This is a genomic window from Sorangium sp. KYC3313 (assembly GCF_052075895.1).
Lineage (GTDB): Bacteria > Myxococcota_A > Polyangia > Polyangiales > Polyangiaceae > Sorangium > Sorangium cellulosum_B.
Genome location: NZ_CP197255.1, coordinates 7,710,405 through 7,731,361, shown reverse-complemented (window position 1 = coordinate 7,731,361; position 20,957 = coordinate 7,710,405). Strand labels below are relative to the sequence as shown.

Below are 20,957 nucleotides of genomic sequence, written 5' to 3'. Positions count from 1 at the left end.
CGCGCGCCGGGAGGATGAGCCGCGCGGGCGAGACGAGGCGGCCGCGGAGAGCGCGTGGCTCTTCGCCGTCCTGTCCGTCCTTTGCACGCTCGTGACGCTCATTTCTTCTCCTCGCAGGGTGCCCCTGTCCCAAGCGGGGACGGTGTCCAGCACCAGTCGAGAAACACAGCTTATCGCCAACCGGGCAACCCACCGTCAAGCTTCGCGTCAGTCATGCGTGTCGCTTGTGGCGACGGCATCCACCGTCGCCCAGCCGAGGTAGCCCGTGCCCGTACAACCGCGCCCGTGCCCCGCGTCACGATCGGCCACGCCAGCAGCAGCTCATGCCGCGCCGCAGCGCAGCCGAGCTCGCCCGGCGCGCACCCCCTGCCTCCGCTCCTCGGATGTACGGATGGAGAGGGTCCAAGCTCACGTGAGGTTCCCCCCATGCGACGCGCGCCGGTCACCGGCGCGGATGGCGTGATCAACCTCAATCGCCGAGGCTCTGACGCTCGCGAGCGCGCCGCCGCTTGGCCTTGCGCTTCGCCTCGGCCGGGCGCTGTGGGTCTGGGCCGCTCTCGCCCGTGGTCGGGGCGCCCGCGTCGAGCCAGCGCCACAGCGCCATCTGGTCCGCGGTCGCCCCGTGACGGATGGCGCGCTTCAAGATCTTCTTGGCGAGCACCAGCTTGCCGCATCGGGCGAGCGCGTGCGCGTAGCTCGCGGCGATGTCGGCCTCGCCTGTCTGCGCCTCGGTGGCCTGCGCCAGGAGCGGCAAGGCGTCGTGCGGGCGGTTCAGCGCGACGTCGTAGAGGTGCCCCAGGTTGTGCGCGTACCACGGGTTCTCGGGCGCGATGGCCAGCGCGCGCTCGTAGGCGCGCGCGGCGTAGCGGTAGTTGCCGAGCAGCGACTGCGCCAGGCCCAGCACCGCCCAGGCGCCGTCGTCCTCCTCGTGGAACTGCAGCACGCGGCGCGCGAAGAGCGCGGCGCGCCACGGATCGTGCTCCACGCCCATCTCCGCGAGGTGGCGGTGCGCGTAGAGCCACGGCTCGCTCCCGGGCGCCGTCGCGCGGGCCAGGCGCGCGAGCAGCGGGAGCACCCTGTCCGCATCGAGCTTGTCAGCAAGCGCTCGATCGATATCCCGTCGAAGCCGGTCGATGTCCTCCGCTCCACTGCGCCCCATCCCTTCCGTGATACGACCAGTGGGCGAGCTTGGCTAGCGCGTTGCGCGCCGAGCGGCGACGCCTGGACGACGTCGCACGCAAGCCCCCACCGACGTACCATCGACCTGCGCCGCCGGGCGGTGTCGTGCGCCGCGCGGAACCGCTTGAAACGCCCGCGTGGAGCCCGCTCCGCCGCCATGTGGCGGCGGACAGACGCTCTTGCGTCGCTCCGCGCGACCCGCGCTCAGGCGTCCTCCGCCACCTCTTCGGCGCTTGACGTGCGCTCCCGGGCCTGCTCCGCGCGCGCCTCCTTGCCCGCGATCGTCGCGCCGTTCAGGGTCGCCACGACCCGCGCGAGCTCGGCCTTCGGGACGCTGACGAACGCGTTGCGCTCGCGCACCCGGATGCGCCGGATGTCCCCCTTGGACATCCCGGCCCGCTCGATGAGCGCGCGCTGGAAATCCGCCGCGCGCGCGCCGTCGCGGCGGCCGAGGTTGATGAAGACCTCGACGAACTCTCCGTCCGCCTCGTCGCGCGAGGGCTCGGCGCGCGGCGCTTCGCCCGCCTCGCCGCTCTCGATCTCGACCGCGGCCTCGCCGGTGGCCGGCGGCAGGGCGCCGCGCTCACGCTCGCGCTCGCCGCCGCGCGACACCGGCGAGCCGGGCGCCGGAGACGGAGGCTCGCCGAGGATCGGCTCGTCATCGCCCTCCTCCTCGGGCGGCTGCCACATGGTGAAGTCGGCGTGGCGCGAGAACGGCTGTCCCGACGCGCCGCCCTGAGGCCTGCCCGGCGCGGCGCCAGCGGCGCCAGCGCCGCGGCGCGCCGACAGCAGCGTCGCAGCGGGCCGATCGCGCAGGCGCTCCGCCGGGCCGCGGCCCGACCCGCCCTCGCCTCGCGGCGGCTCGATCCGCATCAGCGGCTCCGGCCGCGTGAGCGGCTCGACCGAGACGGGGCCGTCGTCGCGCGCCCGCGCCCCCTCGGGCCGGCGCGGCTCTTCCCCCCCGGGCGCGTCCGCGCCGCGCGGGCCTCGCCGCCCCTCGTCCCGGCGGAGGCGCAGCGATCGCCGATCGCGCTCCCGCCCGCGGTCCCGATCGCCCTCGCGCGCCAGCTCGCGTTCGCGTTCGCGCTCGCGCTCGCTGCGCTCCGTCTCGGGCGAGCGCGGCTCGGCCGAGTCGGCCGCGCGGGGGATCGCGTCCCGCGCCGCCCGTCCGCGCGCCGCGGGCTCGGGCTTGGTCGAGGGATCCGGGCCGCGCCCCTCGCTCTCGCGCGCCGCCGCGCGCTGCGGCTGCTGGGCGCGCCGCGCGGCGCTCGCCTCCTCCTGCGCCGTCGGCCGCGCGCCGAGGTGATCGCGCAGGAGGCCCGCCACGATCGCCTCGGCCTGGTCGTGCGTGAGCAGCCGGCGCGCGAGCGAGAGATCGTCGCGGTGCGTGCCCTTCGACAGGAACGCCTCGGCGAGCATCGCGACGAGATCGGCCTCGGCGCGCGTCTTGAGCTCCCCCTCCGTGGGGAGCTGCTTCTCGAGCGGGCGGATCTTGTACGTCAGCCGGAGGATGTAGAGCGGCCCGACGTCCTGCGGCGTGATCAGCGCGATCGCCGTGCCGGTGCGGCCCGCGCGGCCGGTGCGGCCGGTGCGGTGCACGTACGCCTCGGCGTCCTGCGGGAAATCGTAGTTGATGACGTGCGTGAGGTGCGAGATGTCGATGCCGCGCGCGGCCACGTCGGTGGCGACGAGGAAGCGCAGGCGCCCCTCGCGCGTCGCGCTCATCACCTTCTCGCGATCGGACTGCGGCAGATCGCCGTTCAGCCAGTCGGCGTCGTAGCCCTGGCGCTTCAGCGCCCCGGCGACCGCCTCGGTCTCGTCCTTGGTGTTGCAGAAGACGACCGCGCTCTCGGGGTTCTCGACCTCGATGATGCGGATGAGGGACGTCAGCTTGTCGCCCGTGATCAGGTAGACGTAGTGCTGGATCTGGAGCGCGCCGACGGCGTCGCCCGAGAGGGTGATGAACTCGGGCGAGCGCAGCTTGCTGCGCGCGATGCGCTCGATGTCGGGCGGGAGCGTCGCCGAGAACAGCAGCGTCTGCCGCTCCGGCGGGAGCTCGGCGAGGATCGCGGTGAGCTCGCGCTCGAAGCCCATCGAGAGCATCTCGTCGCACTCGTCGAGCACGAGCAGCCGGATGTGCTTGGCGACGATGGTCCCGCGGCGCAGGTGGTCGAGCACGCGGCCCGGCGTGCCGACGATGACCTGCGCGCCCGCGGCGAGCGCGTCGATCTGCCGCTGCATCGGCGCGCCGCCGTAGACGGCGACCACCTTGATGCCCTTGCGCTTGCCGAGGCGCTCGACCTCCGCCGAGACCTGGAGCGCGAGCTCCCGCGTCGGGCACAGCGCCAGCACCTGCGCCTGCGCGAGCGAGCGCTTCACGGCGTGATCGACGATCGGGAGCCCGAAGGCCGCCGTCTTGCCGGTGCCGGTGCGCGCCTGCACGACCGCGTCGCGCCCGCGCGTCACCGGCTCCCAGACGGCGAGCTGCACCGGCGTCGGGTGGACGTAGCCAATCTCCGCGAGGGTCTCGCGCAGCTCGGACGACAGGGGGAGCACATCGAAGGTAGGCGGCGGCTGGGGCTTGTCGCCGGTCTGCGCTTCACCCGCCACTGCGGCAGGGGGAGAAGGAACGGTCATGTCGGTCATATCGTCCTGCGTGATCGCCGCGTCGGGGTATTATCTCAGGGACGCGGGCCCAAGCTGGCCATCGACGATCGCCCGGACCCGCCGCCGCAGCGGAGCCAGATCGCCTGCCTCGCGCCGCGCTGCGTGTTCCTCCGCATAGCGGAGCCGCTCGATGGCGTCGAGAGCGCGCTCGTTGTCCGCCGAGCCCCGGCACGAGGCGGCCACTCCGTCCCGGTAGGTCCACGCCGGAGCGAGCGTGCTCCTGAACCGGGCGAGGGCGGCGTCCTCCCCGTCGGTCCCGGGGGCGGCCTCCCTGGCGCGCTCGACGGCCCGGACGAGCGCCAGGAGGCCCTCCTCGCAGCTCGCGTAGGGCGACGGCGCGGCCGACAGAAAGAAGACCTGCCGGATCAGCTGGAGGGTGCACGAGGCGATGATGAGCGCGGCGAAGCTGTAGTACGCGACCAGGGCGATGCGCCGGCCGCGGGCGCGAGGCCCGCCAGGGCGGCGCCGCGCTCCGAGAGGGCGCGCTCCCGCCCCGGTCCCCGGCACGGCCGGGGCGGGAGCGATGGGCGCGGGAGCTTGAGCGGGCATGGGAGCTGCGATTCCTCGAGCGAGCAGGGGTGCGCGGCCGCCGCCGGTCGGGCTCCGCTTCCACGGTCCCTTCCGTGCGGGCCAGTGCTATCACCTCGCCGCGGGCGCGACGAGATGCTGTTGGACGGGAGCAGCGCGAGGTGACCGACAGGACCGCGGCGCTCCGCATCATCGCCCGCCGATCCGCTGCGGCGCTCTCCGCGGTGGCCGTCGTCCTCGGCCCGCCGGGGGCCGCGCTGGCTCAGCCGCTCCAGGACAACGCCTACACCATCGACCTCTTCCAGGGGCCCATCCTGGCGCCGCTGCGCGTGACCGGGATCGCCGGCGCCTACGCCGGCTACGCCGAGGGGATCGCCGGCATGGTCGCCAACGCCGCGGCGCCCGCGCTCCGCGAGCCGTTCAGCATGCGCTGGTTCGAGTGGGACGTGGCCGCGTCGATCTCGCTGCCCATCGAGCTCTTCGAGAACAACGATTTCGACAACAGCGGCGACATCGATCTCGATTACTCGAATTTCGTGTACCTGACCCTCGGCGGCCAGCTCCAGGCGGGCGACTTCGGCGTCGGGGTCAACGCCGAGCTGCAGCGGTACTCCCTGACGGACGAGGCCGGCGCCGAGACCACGGTCGTGATCGGCAAGTACCATTTCCTCGGCGGGGTCCGCCTGCTCGGCGACACGCTCGTGCTGGGCGCCGGCGCGCGCGCGGTGACGCTCAACCTCCAGGCCGAGCAGACCGACCTGACCATGGCGGGCATCTCCCCGGAGCTCGGGGTGCTCGTGCGCCCCGACTGGGCGTCCTACCGGCTCGGCGCCACGTTCCGCTTCCCGGTGAACGGCGGCCGCTTGCTCGGCGAGGGCGTGGTGATGGACGGGCAGGTCCGCCGCGCCGGCGGGCTGATCCTGCCGAACGAGGTCGTCCTCCCCTGGGAGCTCGAGGTCGGCCTCGCCGTGCAGGTCGGCCCGCGCCCGCTCAACCCGGCGTGGATCGACCCGCACGTCCAGGAGCGGGAGCTCCGCCAGGCGATCGCGCGCAGGCAGGCCGCGCGGGAAGAGCGGAGGGAGCGCGAGCTCGGCGCCATCGACGACCCGGAGGAGCGCGCGCGGCGCGAGCGCGTCTTCGCGACAGAGAGGGCGCGCGAGCGCGCCGCCGACGAGCGCGAGCTCGCCGCGGGGCCGGCCGTCCTCGAGGCGGAGCGGCGCGCGCGCTACTGGAACTGGCCGCGCGAGCACCTGCTCATCACGGCGGAGCTCCTCGTCACGGGCCCGGTGTCGAACGGGGTGAGCCTGGAGCGCTTCCTGGCGCAGAAGCAGCCCGGGAGCGAGCACGGACCGTCGGCGGTGGGCAGCTCGGGCGCGCACGTGAGCTTCTCGCCGCGGTTCGGGATCGAGACGGAGCCGATCCCGGGCCGCGTGCACACGCGGTTCGGCAGCTACTACGAGCCGAACCGCTTCAGCTACGAGCCGAACCGCTTCAGCCGCCTGGAGAGCGGGCGCGTCGGCCGGCAGCACTTCACGTTCGGCGCGGACGTCCGCGTGCTCTCGACGAACCTCTGGGGCCTGATCCCAGACACCGCCTTGACGCTGCAGGTGTCGATGGATTTCGCGCCTCGCTATGACAGCGTGAGCGCCGGCATCGGCGTCTGGCGCTGAGCGCCGCGGCGCCGCTCACGCCGACGCCGCTCACGCCGACGCCGCGCGGCCGCTCACGCCGACAGCGCGCGGCGGCGCTGCTCCGCGAGCAGCACGCGGAGGTGGCTCATCCGGGCGGGGTCGCGCTTGCCGAACTCGTCGAGCGCCGCGGCGACCGCGACCGGCGCGCCGCCGCGGGGCTCCTTCCGGAGCGCCCTCGCCGCCAGCGCGAGCGCGCGGGGGCACAGCACCTCCTCGATGCAGAGCCGCGCGGGCGGCGGCCGCCACGCGGCGTCGCGGTAGCCCCCCGGCGGCGAGGGCTCCGCGAGGCGCGCGAGGCCGTCCGCCTTCGCTTGCAGCGCCGAGAGGATCGCGCGCTCGATCGCGCTGCCCTCCTCGCGATCGCCGCAGCGCTCGATCGTGAGCACCGGCTTCGGCGCGCCGCGCCGCGGGGCGCCGAGCCAGCCCTTCCGCCAGCGCACCGCCGTGGCCCTGCTGATGGTCGCCTCGCCGCGCGCGACGAGGCCCGTGAAGGCGCTGAGCATCAGCACCTCGAACGGCGAGAACGCGTCGCCGCCCTTCGCCCCCGCGATGCGCGAGAGGTTCGCGGCGACGACGGGGAGCCCCGCCTCGATCGCGTCCGAGGAACAGAAGAGCGTCGAGCCCGCGCTCGTCGGGTGGAACCCCGTCAGGCTCACGCCCTCGCCGGCGCCGTACCACCCGAGGAGCGTGCGCACGGTCCCCCGGCGGGCGCCGTCGGCCGAGCAGTAAGCCCACGTCGTGCCCCAGAGATCGAACAGCGACCGCACGATCCACCGCGCGAGCCTCGCGCCGAGCAGGACGCTCGCCGCGAACAGCGCCGCGGCCGGCAGGGAGTCGTCCGCGGCCCCGGCCAGGCCCGAGAGGAGCAACCCGTAGAGCGACGTGTACGCGAGCAGCAGCCCGCTCGTGATCGCGCTCAGGAACAGCTCGATCCTCGGCGACGCGCCCCGCGGCTCGGACCGCCGCCACACGGCGCGGTGAGGCGGCTCGCCGCAACGAGCGCAGGGGTCCGCGGGGCCGCATCGCCGCCGCGTCCCGCAGCCGAGGCAGATGTCGATCGGGGGCAACCGGCTTGGCATCGGTGGTCCAGAATAGTGGCGCATCCGCGTTTCGTCGCCACGACCGTGACCCACGGCGCGGGCTCGCCGCGCCCACGGTTTCGCACACGCGCACAGGGCGGGAGCGCGCCCCTGCCCGCTTCGGGCTTGTCGTCGCGCCCTGTCCGGCGCATCGAACGCGCATGCCCCATCGCCGGCTCCGCATGGTCGCTGTCAGCCACCTCGCCGTCCTCGCCCTCTGCCAAGGCGTCGCCCTCGCGCAGCCGGCGCCTCCCCAGGGTCGACCGGGTCAGCAGGCTCAGCCGCGGCCGGGCCAGCAGGCGCCCGCGGCGGCCCCGACGACGACACCCCCGACGGCGGCCGCCGCGCCGGCGCCGATGCCGCAGCGCATCGAGGTGAACGACCCGGCGCTCGCGCCGGTCCCCCCGCCGGCGCGCACGCTGGCGAGCTGGAACGACGCGCGCGCGATGATCGAGCAGCGGTCGGTCGACTTCGCCATCGCCGTGCAGGAGGTCGCCCGCGCCGAGGGGGTCGCGCGGCGGGCGCTCGCGGCGGCGCTCCCGAGCCTCGACGCGCGCGGTGATGTGAATCACAAGCTGGCGGGCGGCAGCGCCGAGCGTCTCCCGTCGGGCTTCGTGCCCCCCCCCGAGGATCCGTCGGACGCGCGCCAGGATATCGAGATTGCTCCGACGACCCTCACGGCGTCGCTCACGCTCCGTCAGCCCGTCCTCGCCCCGCGTGCCTGGTACGGCATCGGCACCGCCAGGCGCTCGGTGGACGTCGCCAGGCTGAGCCTGGAGGATCGACGTCGCATCACCGTCGGCGCCGTGGCGGACGCCGTCGTCTCGATCGTCACGGCCGAGCGGGTCAGCGAGATCAACCGGGTCGGCCTGCGCAGCGCGCTCGAGCGGCTCGAGCTGACCCGGCGGCGCGAGCGGCTCGGCACCGGCACGAAGCTCGATGTCGTCCGCGCGGAGCAGGACGTCGCGCTCGCCCGCGCGACGCTCGTGTCCGGCGACGAGGCGCTGCGCAAGGCGCGGGAGGCGCTCGGGGCCGTGCTGGGCGAGCGCGGCGAGGTCGGCGTCCCGCAGGGCTTCTCGCTGAACGCGATCGCGGCGGAGGTGCAGTCGCAGTGCGCCGAGGCGCGCTCGGATCAGCGCGCCGACGTCCGCGCCGCCCGGGCCGAGCTCGAGATCGCGGAGCGCAACCTCACCGACGCGAAGCTCGCGTTCGCCCCGTACGTCGATCTGTCGAGCACGCTGAGCGCTCAGACCTCGCTCGGGGACGAGTCCACCCGCCGGCCGCGGTCCTGGGGGTGGTCCATCGGCGCCGTGCTCACCGTCCCCCTCTGGGACGGCGGGGCGCGCTACGGCGATCTCGAGATCAACCGGGCCGTGGTCGAGCAGCAGCGGGTTCGCCTCGGGGCGGTGGAGCGCACCGCGGGGCTCGAGACGACGCAGGCGGTCCGGGGCGTCGCCGTCGCCGAGCAGTCGCGCGCGGTCGCCGAGCAGTCGCGCGACCTCGCGCGCGAGACCGCGCGCCTCACGCAGGTCGCGTTCGAGGCCGGCACCGCGACGAGCTTCGATCTGGTCGAGTCCGGCCGCAGGCAGCGCGAGGCCGAGCTCGATCTCGCGGTGAAGGAGTTCGAGGTGGTGAAGGCGAAGATCACCGCGCTGCTCGCGTCCGCCTCGTGCAAATGAGGTGCGCGCAGGACGTGCGCGCGCCGAGCGCGGCCGCGACGCCGCGCGCCACCCGGCGCGGGGGTTGTGCCGAGCGACCGCGCGAGTAGGCTACGCGCCCGATGGAGCGGCTCGAGAGCTACGTCCAGGGTCAGTGGCGCGCCGGCCAGGGCGCGCCGCACGTGCTCGTCAACCCCGCGACCGAGGAGCCGCTCGCCGAGACGAGCACGGACGGCCTCGACCTCGCGGCCGCGGTGGCGTTCGCGCGCGCCGAGGGCGGGCCCGCGCTGCGCGCGCTCACGTTCGCGCAGCGCGGCGAGCTGCTCCGCGCCATGTCGCGCGCCGCGCACGCCGAGCGCGACGCGCTCATCGACGTCGCCATCCGGAACGGCGGCAACACCCGCGGCGACGCCAAGTTCGACATCGACGGCGCGATCGGCACGCTCGCCTACTACGCCGACCTCGGCGCCCAGCTCGGCGACGCGCGGCTGCTCACGGACGGCGACGGCGTCCAGCTCGGTCGCTCGCCGCGCTTCTTCGGCCAGCACATCCTCGTCCCGCGCCCCGGCGTCGCGGTGCACATCAACGCCTTCAACTTCCCCGCGTGGGGGCTCGCGGAGAAGGCCGCCTGCGCGCTCCTCGCGGGCATGCCCGTCATCACGAAGCCCGCGACCAGCACCGCGCTCGTCGCGCTCCGGCTGATGAAGATCTTCACCGAGCGCGCCCCGCTGCCGCGCGGCGCGCTCTCCTTCGTCGCCGGCCCGCCGGGCGATCTCCTCGCGCACCTCGGCGGCGAGGACGTCCTCGCCTTCACCGGCTCCAGCGCCACCGGCGCCGCGCTCCGGCTCTCGCCGGGCCTCGTGCGGGAGGGCGTCCGCGTGAACGTCGAGGCCGACAGCCTGAACGGCGCCGTCCTCGGCCCCGACGCCGTCCCCGGCTCCGAGACGTACGCGATGTTCCTGCGCGACGTCGCGCGCGACATCACCCAGAAGGCCGGCCAGAAGTGCACGGCGATCCGCCGCGTCTTCGCGCCCGCGGCCGTCCTCGACGCCGTCCGCGACGACCTCGTCGACCGCCTCCGCGACGCGCGCGTCGGCGATCCCGCGCAGGACGGCGTCACGGTGGGTCCGCTGACGACGTCCGATCAGCTCCGCGGCGTGCGCGCGGGCATCGAGCGCCTCGCGGCGGGCGCTGCGGTGGCGCTCGGCGGCGCCGCGCCCTTCGAGGCGATCGGGGTGCCCCCGGGCAAGGGGTACTTCGTGCCGCCGACGCTGCTCGTCGCGAGCGGCCCCGACGGCGCGCCCGCCGCCCACGAGCACGAGGTCTTCGGCCCCGTCGCCACGCTCTTCCCGTACGACGGCGGCGCGGCGCACGCCGTGGCGCTCCTGCGCCGGGGCCGCGGGAGCCTCGTTTGCTCCGTTTACAGCGACGACCGCGCCTTCGCGGCGGAGGTGCTGATCGGCGTCGCGCCGTACCACGGCCGTGTCCTGCTCGGCAGCGAGAAGATCGCCGATCAGGCGCCCGGCCCGGGCACCGTCCTCCCTCAGACGATCCACGGCGGCCCGGGCCGCGCCGGCGGCGGCGAGGAGCTCGGCGGCCTGCGCGGGCTCCATTTCTACTCGCAGCGCACCGCCGTGCAGGGGTCGCGGCCGATCCTCGAGGCGATCCTCGGGGCGAAGGGCGAGCCCCGCCCCGCGCCGGCGAAGCCGTAGATCACGAAGGCCGGGGTAGCTCTTTCCGTGGACTTTATGGTGAAGTCTCGCTCATGAGCGCGGGCCCGCAACTCATCGGCAAGACGATCGCAGGGCGCTTCCGCGTCACCGGGTTCATCGGCGAGGGCGCGATGGCGGCGGTCTACCGCGGCGAGCAGGACGCGGCGCCGCGCGACGTCGCCATCAAGATCATGCACCCGCAGCTGCTCGGCGACGAGACGTTCGTCACCCGCTTCTACCGGGAGGCGAAGGCGGCGTCGCGCCTCCACCACCCGAACACGGTGCAGATCCTCGACTCCGGCGTGGAAGGGCACCTGCCGTACATCGTGATGGAGCTCGTCGCCGGGCAGGACCTGTTCGAGGTCCTGCTCGCCGAGCGCCGCTTCTCCGAGGCCCGCGCCGCGCGGTTCCTGATCGGCATCACCGACGCCCTCGCCGCCGCCCACGCGCGGGGCATCGTGCACCGCGATCTCAAGCCCGAGAACGTGATGGTCATGCGGGATCCGGCGGATCCGTCGGTCGAGCGCGTGAAGGTGCTCGACTTCGGGATCGCGAAGATGGTCGAGAGGAACACCCGCGGCGAGGAGGATGGGCCGAACAGCGCGCCCATCAGCGTCTGGGGCTCGGTCACCACGGTCGGCGTGGTCGTCGGCACGCCCGCGTACATGTCCCCGGAGCAGTGCCGCGGCGACGTCATCGACGGGCGCAGCGACGTGTACGCGTGCGGGGTGCTCCTGTTCCTGCTCGTCACGGGCCGGCTCCCCTTCCCGCCGACGGCCGTCGCGTGGGAGGTGGCGATGGATCACCTCCGGAAGCCGCCGCCCGCGCCGAGCCAGTTCCTGCCGCAGATCCACCCTGCCCTCGAGGCGATCATCCTCACCGCGCTCGCGAAGTGGCCGAACCAGCGCCAGCAGAGCGCGGCCGAGCTGCGCGACGAGCTCGAGCGGCTCCTCCCCCACCTGCCTTCCGCGCTGCTCCCTGCCGCCCGGACGAGCGCGCCCGAGGACGCGCCGACCCTCGAAGTGGCGATGCCGCCGTCGCTCCGGAGCTCCATGACGGCCGCGCCGCCGCTGCGCGAGGGCGATCTGCCGCCGCCGGCGCAGCGGGGCGAGGTGCTGGCGAAGTCCGTGTTCCGCGAGGCGTCGTTGACGGACGGGCCGCCGTCGACCGCGATCCTGTCGCTCGCCGCGACGCTCCCCGGCATCGCCCTCCCGCGCGAGGCGCCGGCCGGAGCGACGTCGGACGACCTCTCGCGCACGCTCCCGGCGGTGCGGCGGCTCGTCGCGCCGACGAGCGATCCGCCGGCGAGCGACGTCGTGATCCACGATCGCAAGGACTTCGGGCCGCTCCTCCCCGCCGCGGGCGCCCGCGCGCCGTCCCCGGGGCCGGAGGCGCCGCGCGGCGCCGGCGCGACCGCCGCCGCCGCGCCGCCGCGGCCGCCCTCGCGGCCCTCGGCCGAGAACGTCATCGAGATCGCGCCGGCGCCGGTCCGGCGCGACCGCCGCCCGCCCGCGCGCCCGACGGACCTGTGGATGGTCAAGCTCGTGGTGCCGCTGGCGCTGGTGATCGGGCTGGCGCTCGGGGTGCTCGCCTTCTTCCTGAGCCGCTGACGCCTCGCGCCTCGGGCGCTGGCCGGCGTGACGGGCGCCTCGATGGCGGCCGTTCTTCCCGAGCCGCCGACGCCTCGCGCCTCAGGCGTCAGCCGGCGTGGCGGGCGCCTCGAAGGCGGCCCGGAGCGCCTGCGCGCGCAGCTCGACCGCCGCCGACGCGGGCGGCGGCACCGGCGCCTCCGCCTCGGCCGACAGCGCCATCGCGAACGCGTCGATCGCGGCCTCGACCACGCCCTCGATCGGGCGCGCCGCGAGCTCGTCGGGCGCGTCGTGCACCGCCACCATGCCCATCAGGACGGCGCGCACGTGGGCCGCCGCCCGCGGCGACGGCGCGGCGCCCCCCTCGTCGGCGCCGCTCGCGCCGCGCACGCCGCGCGCCGCCGGCTCCGCGCCGGCCCGCGCCGCCCTCGCGATCTCGGCGGAGAGCGGCCAGCTCAGCCGCGCCACGAGCCGCTCCTGCACGTAGGCGCGGACGCTCGCGTCGGTGCGCTTGCGCTCCTCGGGCAGCGCCGCGATGGGGCGCAGGTCGGACGCGAGCTCCCGGCGCGCCGGCTCGAGCGCCTTGTCGATCGCCGCGGCGAGCGCGCGCCGCTCGCGCCGCAGGTACGCCGCGCTCGCGCGGAGCCGGTCGGCCTCGGCGCGCGCCCTCCGCCCGGCCTCGCGGTCCTCGGCCGCGCGCGCCGACGCCGCCTGGGCGAGCTCGGCCGCGATGCGGCCCGCCTTGCGGCGGAGCGCGCGCTCGCGGAGCGCGTCGCTCGCGTCGACGATCTGCTCGGCGAAGAGCGCCTCGACCTCGGCCCACCCCGACGCCGCGAGCGCCGCCTCGTCGCCGAGGCGCCCCTTCAGCGAGAGCCGCGCCGAGAACGCGATCGGCGGCGTGAGCGAGGCGATGGAGCTCGCCGCGAGGCTGTCGCGCACGTGCGCGAGCACCGTCTCCAGGGCGTCGGGCTTGAGCCGGTCGGCCTTGTTCGCGAGGATCTGCACGGGCACGCCGAGCGCGCTGATCTCGGAGAGCACCCGCCGCTCCGACTCCTTCATCGCCTGGGGCGCGTCGAGCAGCCAGACGGCGACGTGGGCCTCGTCGAACGCCCGCCGCGCCTCGGCGATGTGATCGGGGTCGGGCGCGTTGAAGCCGGGCGTGTCGAGGATCTCGACGCGCTTGAGCCGCTCGATGGGCGCGTAGATGAACACCCGCGCGACCTTGTCCCCGGCCGCCGCGAGCGCGCGCAGCGTGTCCTTCAGCGCCGCGTGCGGCACGACGCGGTCCTGGCCGCCGCGCACGACGACGCGCGCGAACGGATCGGGCGCCCAGGCGACCCAGTGGAGCGTCGCGGTCGTCGGCAGGACGCCGGTCGGCGCCACGTCCTCGCCGAGCAGCGCGTTCAGGAACGTGCTCTTGCCCGCGTTGAACTCGCCCACCACGGCCGCGCGGAGCGGCCGCTCCCGCTCCACCGCGAGGGCCTCGATCGCCGCGAGCAGGTCGAGCCGGTCGAGGAGCTTGGCCGTGCGCGCGAGCTCGCGCAGCACGTCGCCCCACGCGGCGGCGGCGCGGGCCCCGGCGGGGCCGCCCGCGGGGGGCACCCACGCCTGCGCGATCGCGCGGCGCATGTCGTCGGCCCACGCCGCGCCCTCGCCGGTCACCGCGTCGAGCGCGTCGAGCGCGCCGCTCCCCTCCCCCGCCGACGCCATCGCCGCGGCGTCGCGCAGCCGGACGAGGTCGGGCGGGAGCGGGGGCGCGGCCGCGCCGCGCGGCTCCTTGCCGTCGTCCTTGGCGTTGCCACGCGCGGCGAGCGCGTCGAGCGCGCCGAGGTCGCGCGTCTCGACGGCCATGCGGAGCAGCGCCGCCGCGGCGGCGCGGTCGCCCGCGGAGAGCCCGCGCGCGAGCGCCTGCCGCGCGTCGTCGCGCCGCCCCTCGGCGAAGGCGAACGCGGCGGCCCAGGTCGGCTCGTCGAGCGCGCCCGCGGCGCGGACGACGCGGCGCACGCGGTCGACGACGAGCACGTCGCGGGAGGCGGCGACCAGGGCGGCGCAGAGCTCGGCAGCGCCGGGGACGTCGAGCACGAGCGCCCGCAGCCCGAGGTCGAGCGCCCGCCCCACCACGGCGGGCGGCAGGGCCGCCGCGGAGGAGCCCGCCGCGGGGAAGCCCGCCGCGGCGCTCGCCTCGGCCAGCGCGAGCCGGGCGAGCACGAGGGCGGCGCGCCCCTCGATCGCGGTGGGCTCGCCGAGGATCTCCGCGGCGGCGCGCGCGCCGTCGAGATCGCCGTACGCGAGCGCGCACTCGGCGCGGCGGAGGGCCACGTCGCGGTCGGGCACGGTCGTGAGCGGCGCCGGGATGCGGTCGAGCCAGCGCTGCGCGCGGGCCGGGTCGCCCGCGGCGAGGTCGAGGTCCGAGAGATCGAGCAGCGCGAGGCGCGCCGCGTCGCGCTCCTCCGGCGCCGACGTGGCCCGCTCGAGCGCGTCGCGCGCGCCGTCCCAGCCGATGCGCTGCCCCGCGCGGCCGAGGCGGAGCCACACGTCGGCGCGCCACGGGACGCGCTTCGCGAGATCCGTGAGCGAGGCGACGACCTCCTGGTCGAGCCACGCGTCCTCTGCCGCGTCGGCCCAGAGCGCCAGCCCGACGGCCGAGTCGGGCAGCACGGAGAGGATGGTGCGGGCGTGCTCGCGGGCCTCGAGGGGCATGCCCTTCGCGAGAGCGGCCTCGGCGGCGCTGCGCTCGTTCTCGAGGCCGAGGGCGAGGATCTCGACCCGCCCGAAGAATCGGTTCAGCGCCTCGACGAGCCTCGCCATGGCGGGATGAAAGCCTTCCGGGAGGGCGGTCGTCCAGGAAGAAGCGAAGGCCGGAACGGCGGGCGGCCAGGCTCCGATCTGGCCGGAGGCTCCTCCGGGGAGCCTCGCTGGAGGTCTCGACCTGGGCCGGACCTCGAAAACGAGGGGACCGCCAGGTCTGGGCCCATTCAGGATCTGCTCACCGGCGCCCGGTCAGGTCGGGACCCAGTCAGGGTCTGGTCACCCGCGCTCGGCCAGGTCTCGACGTGGACCAAGCTCGGAGCGTGAGCGCTTGTTGTTAGAGTGGACCTGTGCCGGCAGACATCGTTACAGGGCGCGTCGACGCGCTGATCGTCACCGCGCTGCAGGACGAGCTCGAGGCGGTGCTCGCGCTCGGCGAGGGCGAGCGCGACGGCTGGCGGGAGGCGCGGGATCCGGGCGGGTTCCCGTACTTCGTCCGCGACCTCCCGAACGACCGCGGCGAGCCGCTCCGCGTCGCCGCGGCGTGGTCGGGGCGGATGGGCGAGAGCGCGGCGGCGGCGAGGGCGCAGGGGCTCATCGAGGAGCTCGATCCGGGGTGCCTCGCGATGTGCGGCATCTGCGCCGGCAAGCGCGGCGAGGTGTCGCTCGGCGACGTCATCGTCGCCGACCGGGTCTACAGCTACGACGAGGGCAAGCGCGTCGCCCACGGCGGCGGCGAGGGCGCGTTCTTCCACGACATCGAGACGTACAACCTCGAGCGCACGTGGAACATGGATGCAGCGCTCTTCGCGCGCGAGTTCGAGCGGCAGGCGGCGTTCGCGGCCGAGCGCCCGCCGTCGAAGCCGTCGCAGGCGTGGTGGCTCCGGCACGCGCTCTACGAGAGCCAGGTGGAGGGGGGACCGCCGCCCGTCTCGCGGCCGGAGCGCGCAGCGCGGTGCCCGGGCTGGACCGAGCGCATCGGCGAGCTGGAGGCGGCGGGCGTGCTCCGCATCGGCGACGGCGGCCTCGAGCTCACGGAGGCGGGCGTGGCGCAGGTCCGCCGGGATCGCCTGCTCCACCCGGACGGCCCGCCGCCGGCCCGGCCGTTCCGCGTGCACATCGGCCCGATCGCCACGGGCAAGGCGGTGCAGGAGGACGCGGGGCTGCTCGAGCGGCTGAAGCCGATCGGGCGGAAGGTGCTCGGCGTCGAGATGGAGGCCGCGGCGATCGGTCACGTCGCGGAGCGCCTCGGGAGGCGGTCGATCATCGCGAAGGCGGTCTCGGATCACGCCGACCACGACAAGGACGACAGCTTCCGCGCGTTCGCGTGCCGCGCGTCAGCGGAGTTCCTCGTCGCGTTCTTGAGGCGCTTCCTTGCGCCAATGCGCGCCGAGCACGCCGGCCGAGGCCCGCGGCTGCGTCGCTTCCCGGCGCGGGTGCGGGGCGGCCACGCAGAGCAGCACGGCGAAGACATCCTCCTGCCGGGGGAAGGGCGCAGCGACGATTTCCTCTCGCGGGTCGAGCGCGTGTGCAGGCTGCGCGAGCCCGAGGGCGTGAAGATCGAGTGGTTCGACGCGCCCCTCCCCTTCGGCGTCTACCTTCGCGTCTCGGTCAACGAGGGCGGCATCGTCCGGATCGCCCCGCTCGCGGCGCTCGAGAGCGGCATCTCGACCGAGGCGGTCTCCGCGTTCATCGAGAGCATCGACGCCTCGTACCGGCGCGAGGATCCGGGCCTCGTGTCCACGCTGGTCTACGGCGGCGAGCCCGCGCCGGAGGAGCTCGTGCGTTACGCGAGCGCGCGGCGCGTTCGCCTCGTGCGGTTCCTCGAGTACCAGGGGCTCATCGACTTCCGCGGCTACCTGGCGTGGCAGAACGCGAGCCTCGAGCGGGACCCCACGTATCCGCCGGCGCTCTACGTCGACCAGCGCGTCGCGCTCACGACGGGCCAGGAGGAGGTGCTGCACGAGCGCGCGCTCGATGCGCTCGCAGCGCTGCTCGACTCGGAGCACAACCGGTTCGTGCTGGTGCTCGGCGACTTCGGCACGGGCAAGACGTTCCTCCTGCACGAGCTCGCGCGGCGGCTGGGCAAGGCGGGCGGCCCGCTGACGCCGGTGCTCATCGAGATGCGCGCGCTGGAGAAGGCGCGCGACCTGAACGCGCTCATCGCGCAGCACCTCGCGCTCGCCGGGCTCGGCAAGATCGATCTGCCCGCGTTCCGGCACATGCTGGCCGAGGGGCGGATCGCGCTCCTGTTCGACGGCTTCGACGAGCTCGCCTTCCGCGTGACGTACGACCGCGCGGTCGAGCACTTCGACACGCTGATCCAGGCGGCGCAGGGCAAGGCGGCGAAGGTGGTGGTCACGAGCCGGAGCCAGCACTTCATCTCGGAGCAGCAGGTGAGGTCCGCGCTCGCGGAGAAGGCCGCGCTCTTGCCCGGCTACCGGCTCGCGCGGCTCTTGCCGTTCACCGAGGCGCAGATCCGCAGGTTCCTCCTCAACCGGCTCGGCGGCGAGGAGGCGGCCGACGCGCGCATGCGGCTGCTCGCGGACGTGAAGGACCTGCTCGGCCTGTCGGCGAACCCGCGGATGCTGGGGTTCATCGCCGAGATCGAAGAAGCGCAGCTGCGGAAGGCGAAGTCGGGCGACGGGGAGATCACCTCGGCGGGCCTGTACAAGCTGCTGCTGGATCGGTGGCTCGTCTGGGAGTACGAGCGCGCGCACCCGAAGGGCGCGCAGCCGGGGCTGTCGGTGGCGCAGCGGTGGCGGGCGGTGACGGAGCTCGCGACGCGGCTGTGGCAGCGGACGGAGCAGAGCGTGAACGTGCGCGAGCTGCCGGCGGAGCTCATCGCGGCGCTGCAGGCGCTCGGACGGCACGAGCTCGACCTGGGGGTGACGGCGCACCAGATCGGGTCGGGGACGCTGCTCGTGTGGGACGACCAGGAGAACTTCCGGTTCATCCACCAGTCGGTGCTCGAGTGGCTCGTGGCGCGGGAGGCTGCCGACGAGGTGCAGCGCGCCGGCCAGGCGGCGGCGCTCGATCAGCGCGAGCTGAGCGACCTGATGGCCGATTTCTTCGGGGCGCTCGCGGGCCGGACGGCGGCGGAGGCGTGGGTACGCGCGGCGCTCGGCGGGGCGTGGGGGACGGTGGCGGCGGCGAACGCGCTGCGGATCGACGGGCGGATGGGGCTCGGGGTGAGCGAGCGGATGAACCTCGCGGGGGCGGACCTGCGGGGGCAGGACCTCTCGGGGAAGGATCTCAGCGGGTGCGACTTGCGGGGGGCAGATCTACGGGAAGCCAAGCTCGTAAGGGCGAACCTGAGCGGTGCGCTGATGGCGAGGGCGCTGCTCGACGGCGCGGACCTCACCGGGGCGAACCTCACCGGGGCGGATCTGACGGGGGCCACGGCGATCCGGGGGCGCCTTGTGGGCGCGGATCTGACGGGGGCGACGCTCGCCTCGACAAGGCTGCGCGGGGCGAAGCTCGTGGGGGCGCGGGGGGCGCGGTTCGACGGGTGCGACACGTTCGGCGCGGCGACGCCGGAGGCAGCGAGGTTCGAGCCGGCCTGGGTGCGAGGGAGCCGGTGCAACGCCGTGGCGATCAGCCCCGATGGGACCCTGCTCGCATCGGGTCACTCCCACGGGATCGTGGTGTGGGACATGGCGACCGGGAGCGCGCTGCGCAGGCTGGACGGCCATACCGACCGGGTCACGAGCGTCGCCTTCAGCCCTGACGGGGATACGCTCGCGTCCAGCTCGGCCGACTGCACCGTCCGGCTGTGGGACGTGTCGACTGGCAACGTGCTCTGCGTGCTCATGGGGCACTCTCGACACGTGAACAGCGTGACGTTCAGCCCTGATGGCGAGACGCTGGCTTCCGGCTCTTCTGACCGCACCGTCCGGCTCTGGCAGGTGGCCACCTTCCAGCAGATCGCCGTGCTCCTCGGCCATCTGGATGGAGTGATGGCCGTCAAGTTCAGCCCTGACGGCGAGACGCTGGCCTCCGGAGCCCACGACACCATCATCCGGCTCTGGAAGGTCGCGACGGGCGAGACGCTCCGCATCTTGAGCGGCCACCGGGCTGGCGTGCTCAGCGTCGCGTTCAGCCCCGATGGCGAGATGCTGGCCTCCGGCTCCTTGGACTACGACGTCGGCCTCTGGCGCGTATCGACGGCCGAGGTGCTGCACATGCTGAAGGGCCACGCGCGGTATGTGAGGAGCGTCGCGTTCAGCCCCGACGGCGCGACGCTCGCCTCTGGCTCGGGCGACGGGACCGTGCAGCTGTGGAATCGATCAGGCGTCGCGTACCACGCGCTCGAGGGCCACTCGGGTGGCGTGACGAGCGTCGCGTTCAGCCCTGACGGCGCGACGCTCGCCTCTGGCTCGAAGGACAGCGCGGTGCGGCTGTGGCACGTGTCGACTGGCGGCGCCTTGCGCGTGCTGAAAGGACAGCCGAACGTGTCCATGGCGATGGCATTGAGCAGCGATGGCACGACGCTCGCGCTCGCCTCCGAGGACTTTGGCGCTCATCTCTGGCGGATGTCGACGTGGACCGCGCTGCCGCCGCTGATGGATAGCGGCATCTCCTCCGCGAAGCTGGCCTTCAGCCCTGACGGCACGACGCTGGCGTTCGCACAGCGCGACCACACGGTCCGGCTCCGGAGACTCGGCGCAGGCCGCACCGCGCGCGTGTTGAGCGGGCATTATTACGACATCACAGATATCGCCTTCCGCCATGACGGTGGCGTGATCGCGTCAGGCTCGCTCGACAGGACAGTGCGGCTCTGGCACACCGAGACGGGGGAGCCGCTTCGCGTGCTGGACGGCCACGACGATACAATCAGCAGCGTGGCGTTCAGCCCTGATGGGTCGACGCTGGCCTCAGGATCGGTCGATCGAACCATCCGGCTGTGGAAGGTGGACGGCGAAGGAGCGGCGCGCGTGCTGGAGGGTCATGGCCACATCGTGCGGAGCGTGGCGTTCAGCCCTGATGGATCGACGCTGGCCTCGGCATCGGACGACACGACCGTGCGGCTCTGGCCCCTCGCCGAGGGCGGCGAGCCACGCGTGCTGCGCGGCCACGCCGGCCCGGTGATGGGCCTGGCTTTCGGCCCCGACGGTAGCTGGCTCGCATCGGGGTCCGACGACGGCAGCGTTCTCCTCTGGCGCGTGTCCGCCGACGAGATGGCGCGCGTCCTCCAGGGGCACACCGGCGAGATCGTGAACCTGGCCTTCATGCCGGATGGCGAGACGCTGCTCTCCAGCTCCACCGACGGCACCGTCCGCTTCTGGGACGTGCAGACCGGCGCTTGCCTCGCCGTGCTCCTCAAGCTCCCCGAGGGCTGGGTCGCCTTCCGCCCCGACGGCCGCTACAAGCTCGGCGGCAACGTCGCGGGCGGCTTCTGGCACGCCGCGAACCTCTGCCGCTTCGAGCCGGGCGAGCTCGACGCCCTGGTGCCCGGCCTGCGCATCCCGGACGACGATCCGCTGCTCCCCGCGGCGCCAGCGCTCCACGCCTCGACGGCCAGGGAGAGCGTCTCGACGACCAACCCAGTCCGCCTCTTCTTCAGCTATTCCCACGAGGACGAGGGGCTCCGCAACGACCTGGAGAAGCACCTCGCCCTCCTCGAGCGCGACGGCCTGGTCCGGGGCTGGCACGACCGCCGTATCGCGGCCGGCGACGACTGGGCAGGCCAGATCGACAGGAACCTCGAAGACGCGGACGTGATCCTGCTCCTCGTGAGCGCCGATTTCCTCGCCTCCGATTACTGCTTTGACAGGGAGATGAAGCGCGCCCTCGAGCGGCACGACGCCGGTCAGGCCCGCGTCATTCCGGTCCTCCTCCGGCAGACCGACTGGCACGGCGCCCCCTTCGCCCGGCTCAAGGCGCTTCCGGCCGATGGCAAGCCGGTCACGTCCTGGCAGAACCAGGACGAAGCCTGGACCGAGGTGGCCAAGGGCATCCGGCGCGCGGTCGAGGCGCTCCGCGCCGTCGCCAGGGCGCGCTGAGGGCTCGGTTGATCTCCTACGTCGTCTCGCGGATCGCCTCGATCACGATCCCGCCGAACCGCGCCTCGTCGGGCTGGCAGCACGGATTGTTGGCCCCGATC

Annotated in this window: 10 protein-coding genes; 5 read left to right on the top strand and 5 right to left on the bottom strand. The window is 74.5% G+C overall.

Annotation, left to right across the window (positions count from 1 at the left end):
- Nucleotides 1–469: 469 nt before the first annotated feature.
- From ACSRUE_RS29835 to ACSRUE_RS29825, 3 genes are all read right to left on the bottom strand, one after another.
- Nucleotides 470–1,159, bottom strand: a complete 690-nt coding sequence (locus ACSRUE_RS29835; protein ID WP_437767638.1) for a hypothetical protein — start codon at nucleotides 1,157–1,159, stop codon at nucleotides 470–472.
- Nucleotides 1,160–1,383: 224 nt separating this feature from the next.
- Nucleotides 1,384–3,816 carry a DEAD/DEAH box helicase gene (locus tag ACSRUE_RS29830; RefSeq protein ID WP_441286541.1) on the bottom strand — a complete coding sequence of 811 codons (2,433 nt, stop codon included), beginning with the start codon at nucleotides 3,814–3,816 and terminating at the stop codon, nucleotides 1,384–1,386.
- Nucleotides 3,817–3,855: 39 nt separating this feature from the next.
- A complete protein-coding gene (locus ACSRUE_RS29825) occupies nucleotides 3,856–4,395 on the bottom strand; it encodes a hypothetical protein (RefSeq protein WP_441286540.1) in 540 nt (179 codons plus the stop codon).
- A 140-nt stretch (nucleotides 4,396–4,535) separates the two neighbouring features.
- On the opposite strand from ACSRUE_RS29825, the gene ACSRUE_RS29820 reads away from it, so the two are divergent.
- The gene (locus ACSRUE_RS29820; RefSeq protein ID WP_441286539.1) at nucleotides 4,536–6,044 is read left to right on the top strand and encodes a hypothetical protein; all 1,509 of its coding nucleotides are present in this window, start codon (nucleotides 4,536–4,538) and stop codon (nucleotides 6,042–6,044) included.
- Between the two features lie 53 nt (nucleotides 6,045–6,097).
- Here ACSRUE_RS29820 and ACSRUE_RS29815 read toward each other — a convergent pair whose 3' ends face one another.
- A complete protein-coding gene (locus ACSRUE_RS29815; RefSeq protein ID WP_441286538.1) occupies nucleotides 6,098–7,036 on the bottom strand; it encodes a hypothetical protein in 939 nt (312 codons plus the stop codon).
- A gap of 269 nt (nucleotides 7,037–7,305) precedes the next feature.
- Between ACSRUE_RS29815 and ACSRUE_RS29810 the strand changes: the two genes are divergently transcribed.
- The 3 genes from ACSRUE_RS29810 (at nucleotide 7,306) to ACSRUE_RS29800 (ending at nucleotide 12,124) form a co-directional block, all read left to right on the top strand.
- Nucleotides 7,306–8,823: a TolC family protein gene (locus ACSRUE_RS29810; protein WP_441286537.1), complete on the top strand. Its 1,518-nt coding sequence runs from the start codon at nucleotides 7,306–7,308 to the stop codon at nucleotides 8,821–8,823.
- Nucleotides 8,824–8,924: 101 nt separating this feature from the next.
- Nucleotides 8,925–10,514 (top strand): 3,4-dehydroadipyl-CoA semialdehyde dehydrogenase, encoded by a 1,590-nt coding sequence (locus ACSRUE_RS29805; protein ID WP_441286536.1) that lies wholly within the window; start codon nucleotides 8,925–8,927, stop codon nucleotides 10,512–10,514.
- Nucleotides 10,515–10,567: 53 nt separating this feature from the next.
- Complete coding sequence (locus tag ACSRUE_RS29800) at nucleotides 10,568–12,124, top strand: protein kinase domain-containing protein (RefSeq protein ID WP_441286535.1); 1,557 nt, start codon at nucleotides 10,568–10,570, stop codon at nucleotides 12,122–12,124.
- An 81-nt stretch (nucleotides 12,125–12,205) separates the two neighbouring features.
- Here ACSRUE_RS29800 and ACSRUE_RS29795 read toward each other — a convergent pair whose 3' ends face one another.
- Entirely contained in the window at nucleotides 12,206–14,911 is a 2,706-nt protein-coding gene (locus ACSRUE_RS29795; RefSeq protein ID WP_441286534.1) for a dynamin family protein, read from the bottom strand.
- Nucleotides 14,912–15,201: 290 nt separating this feature from the next.
- Between ACSRUE_RS29795 and ACSRUE_RS29790 the strand changes: the two genes are divergently transcribed.
- Nucleotides 15,202–20,856: a pentapeptide repeat-containing protein gene (locus tag ACSRUE_RS29790; RefSeq protein WP_441286533.1), complete on the top strand. Its 5,655-nt coding sequence runs from the start codon at nucleotides 15,202–15,204 to the stop codon at nucleotides 20,854–20,856.
- The last annotated feature ends 101 nt before the right edge of the window (nucleotides 20,857–20,957 follow it).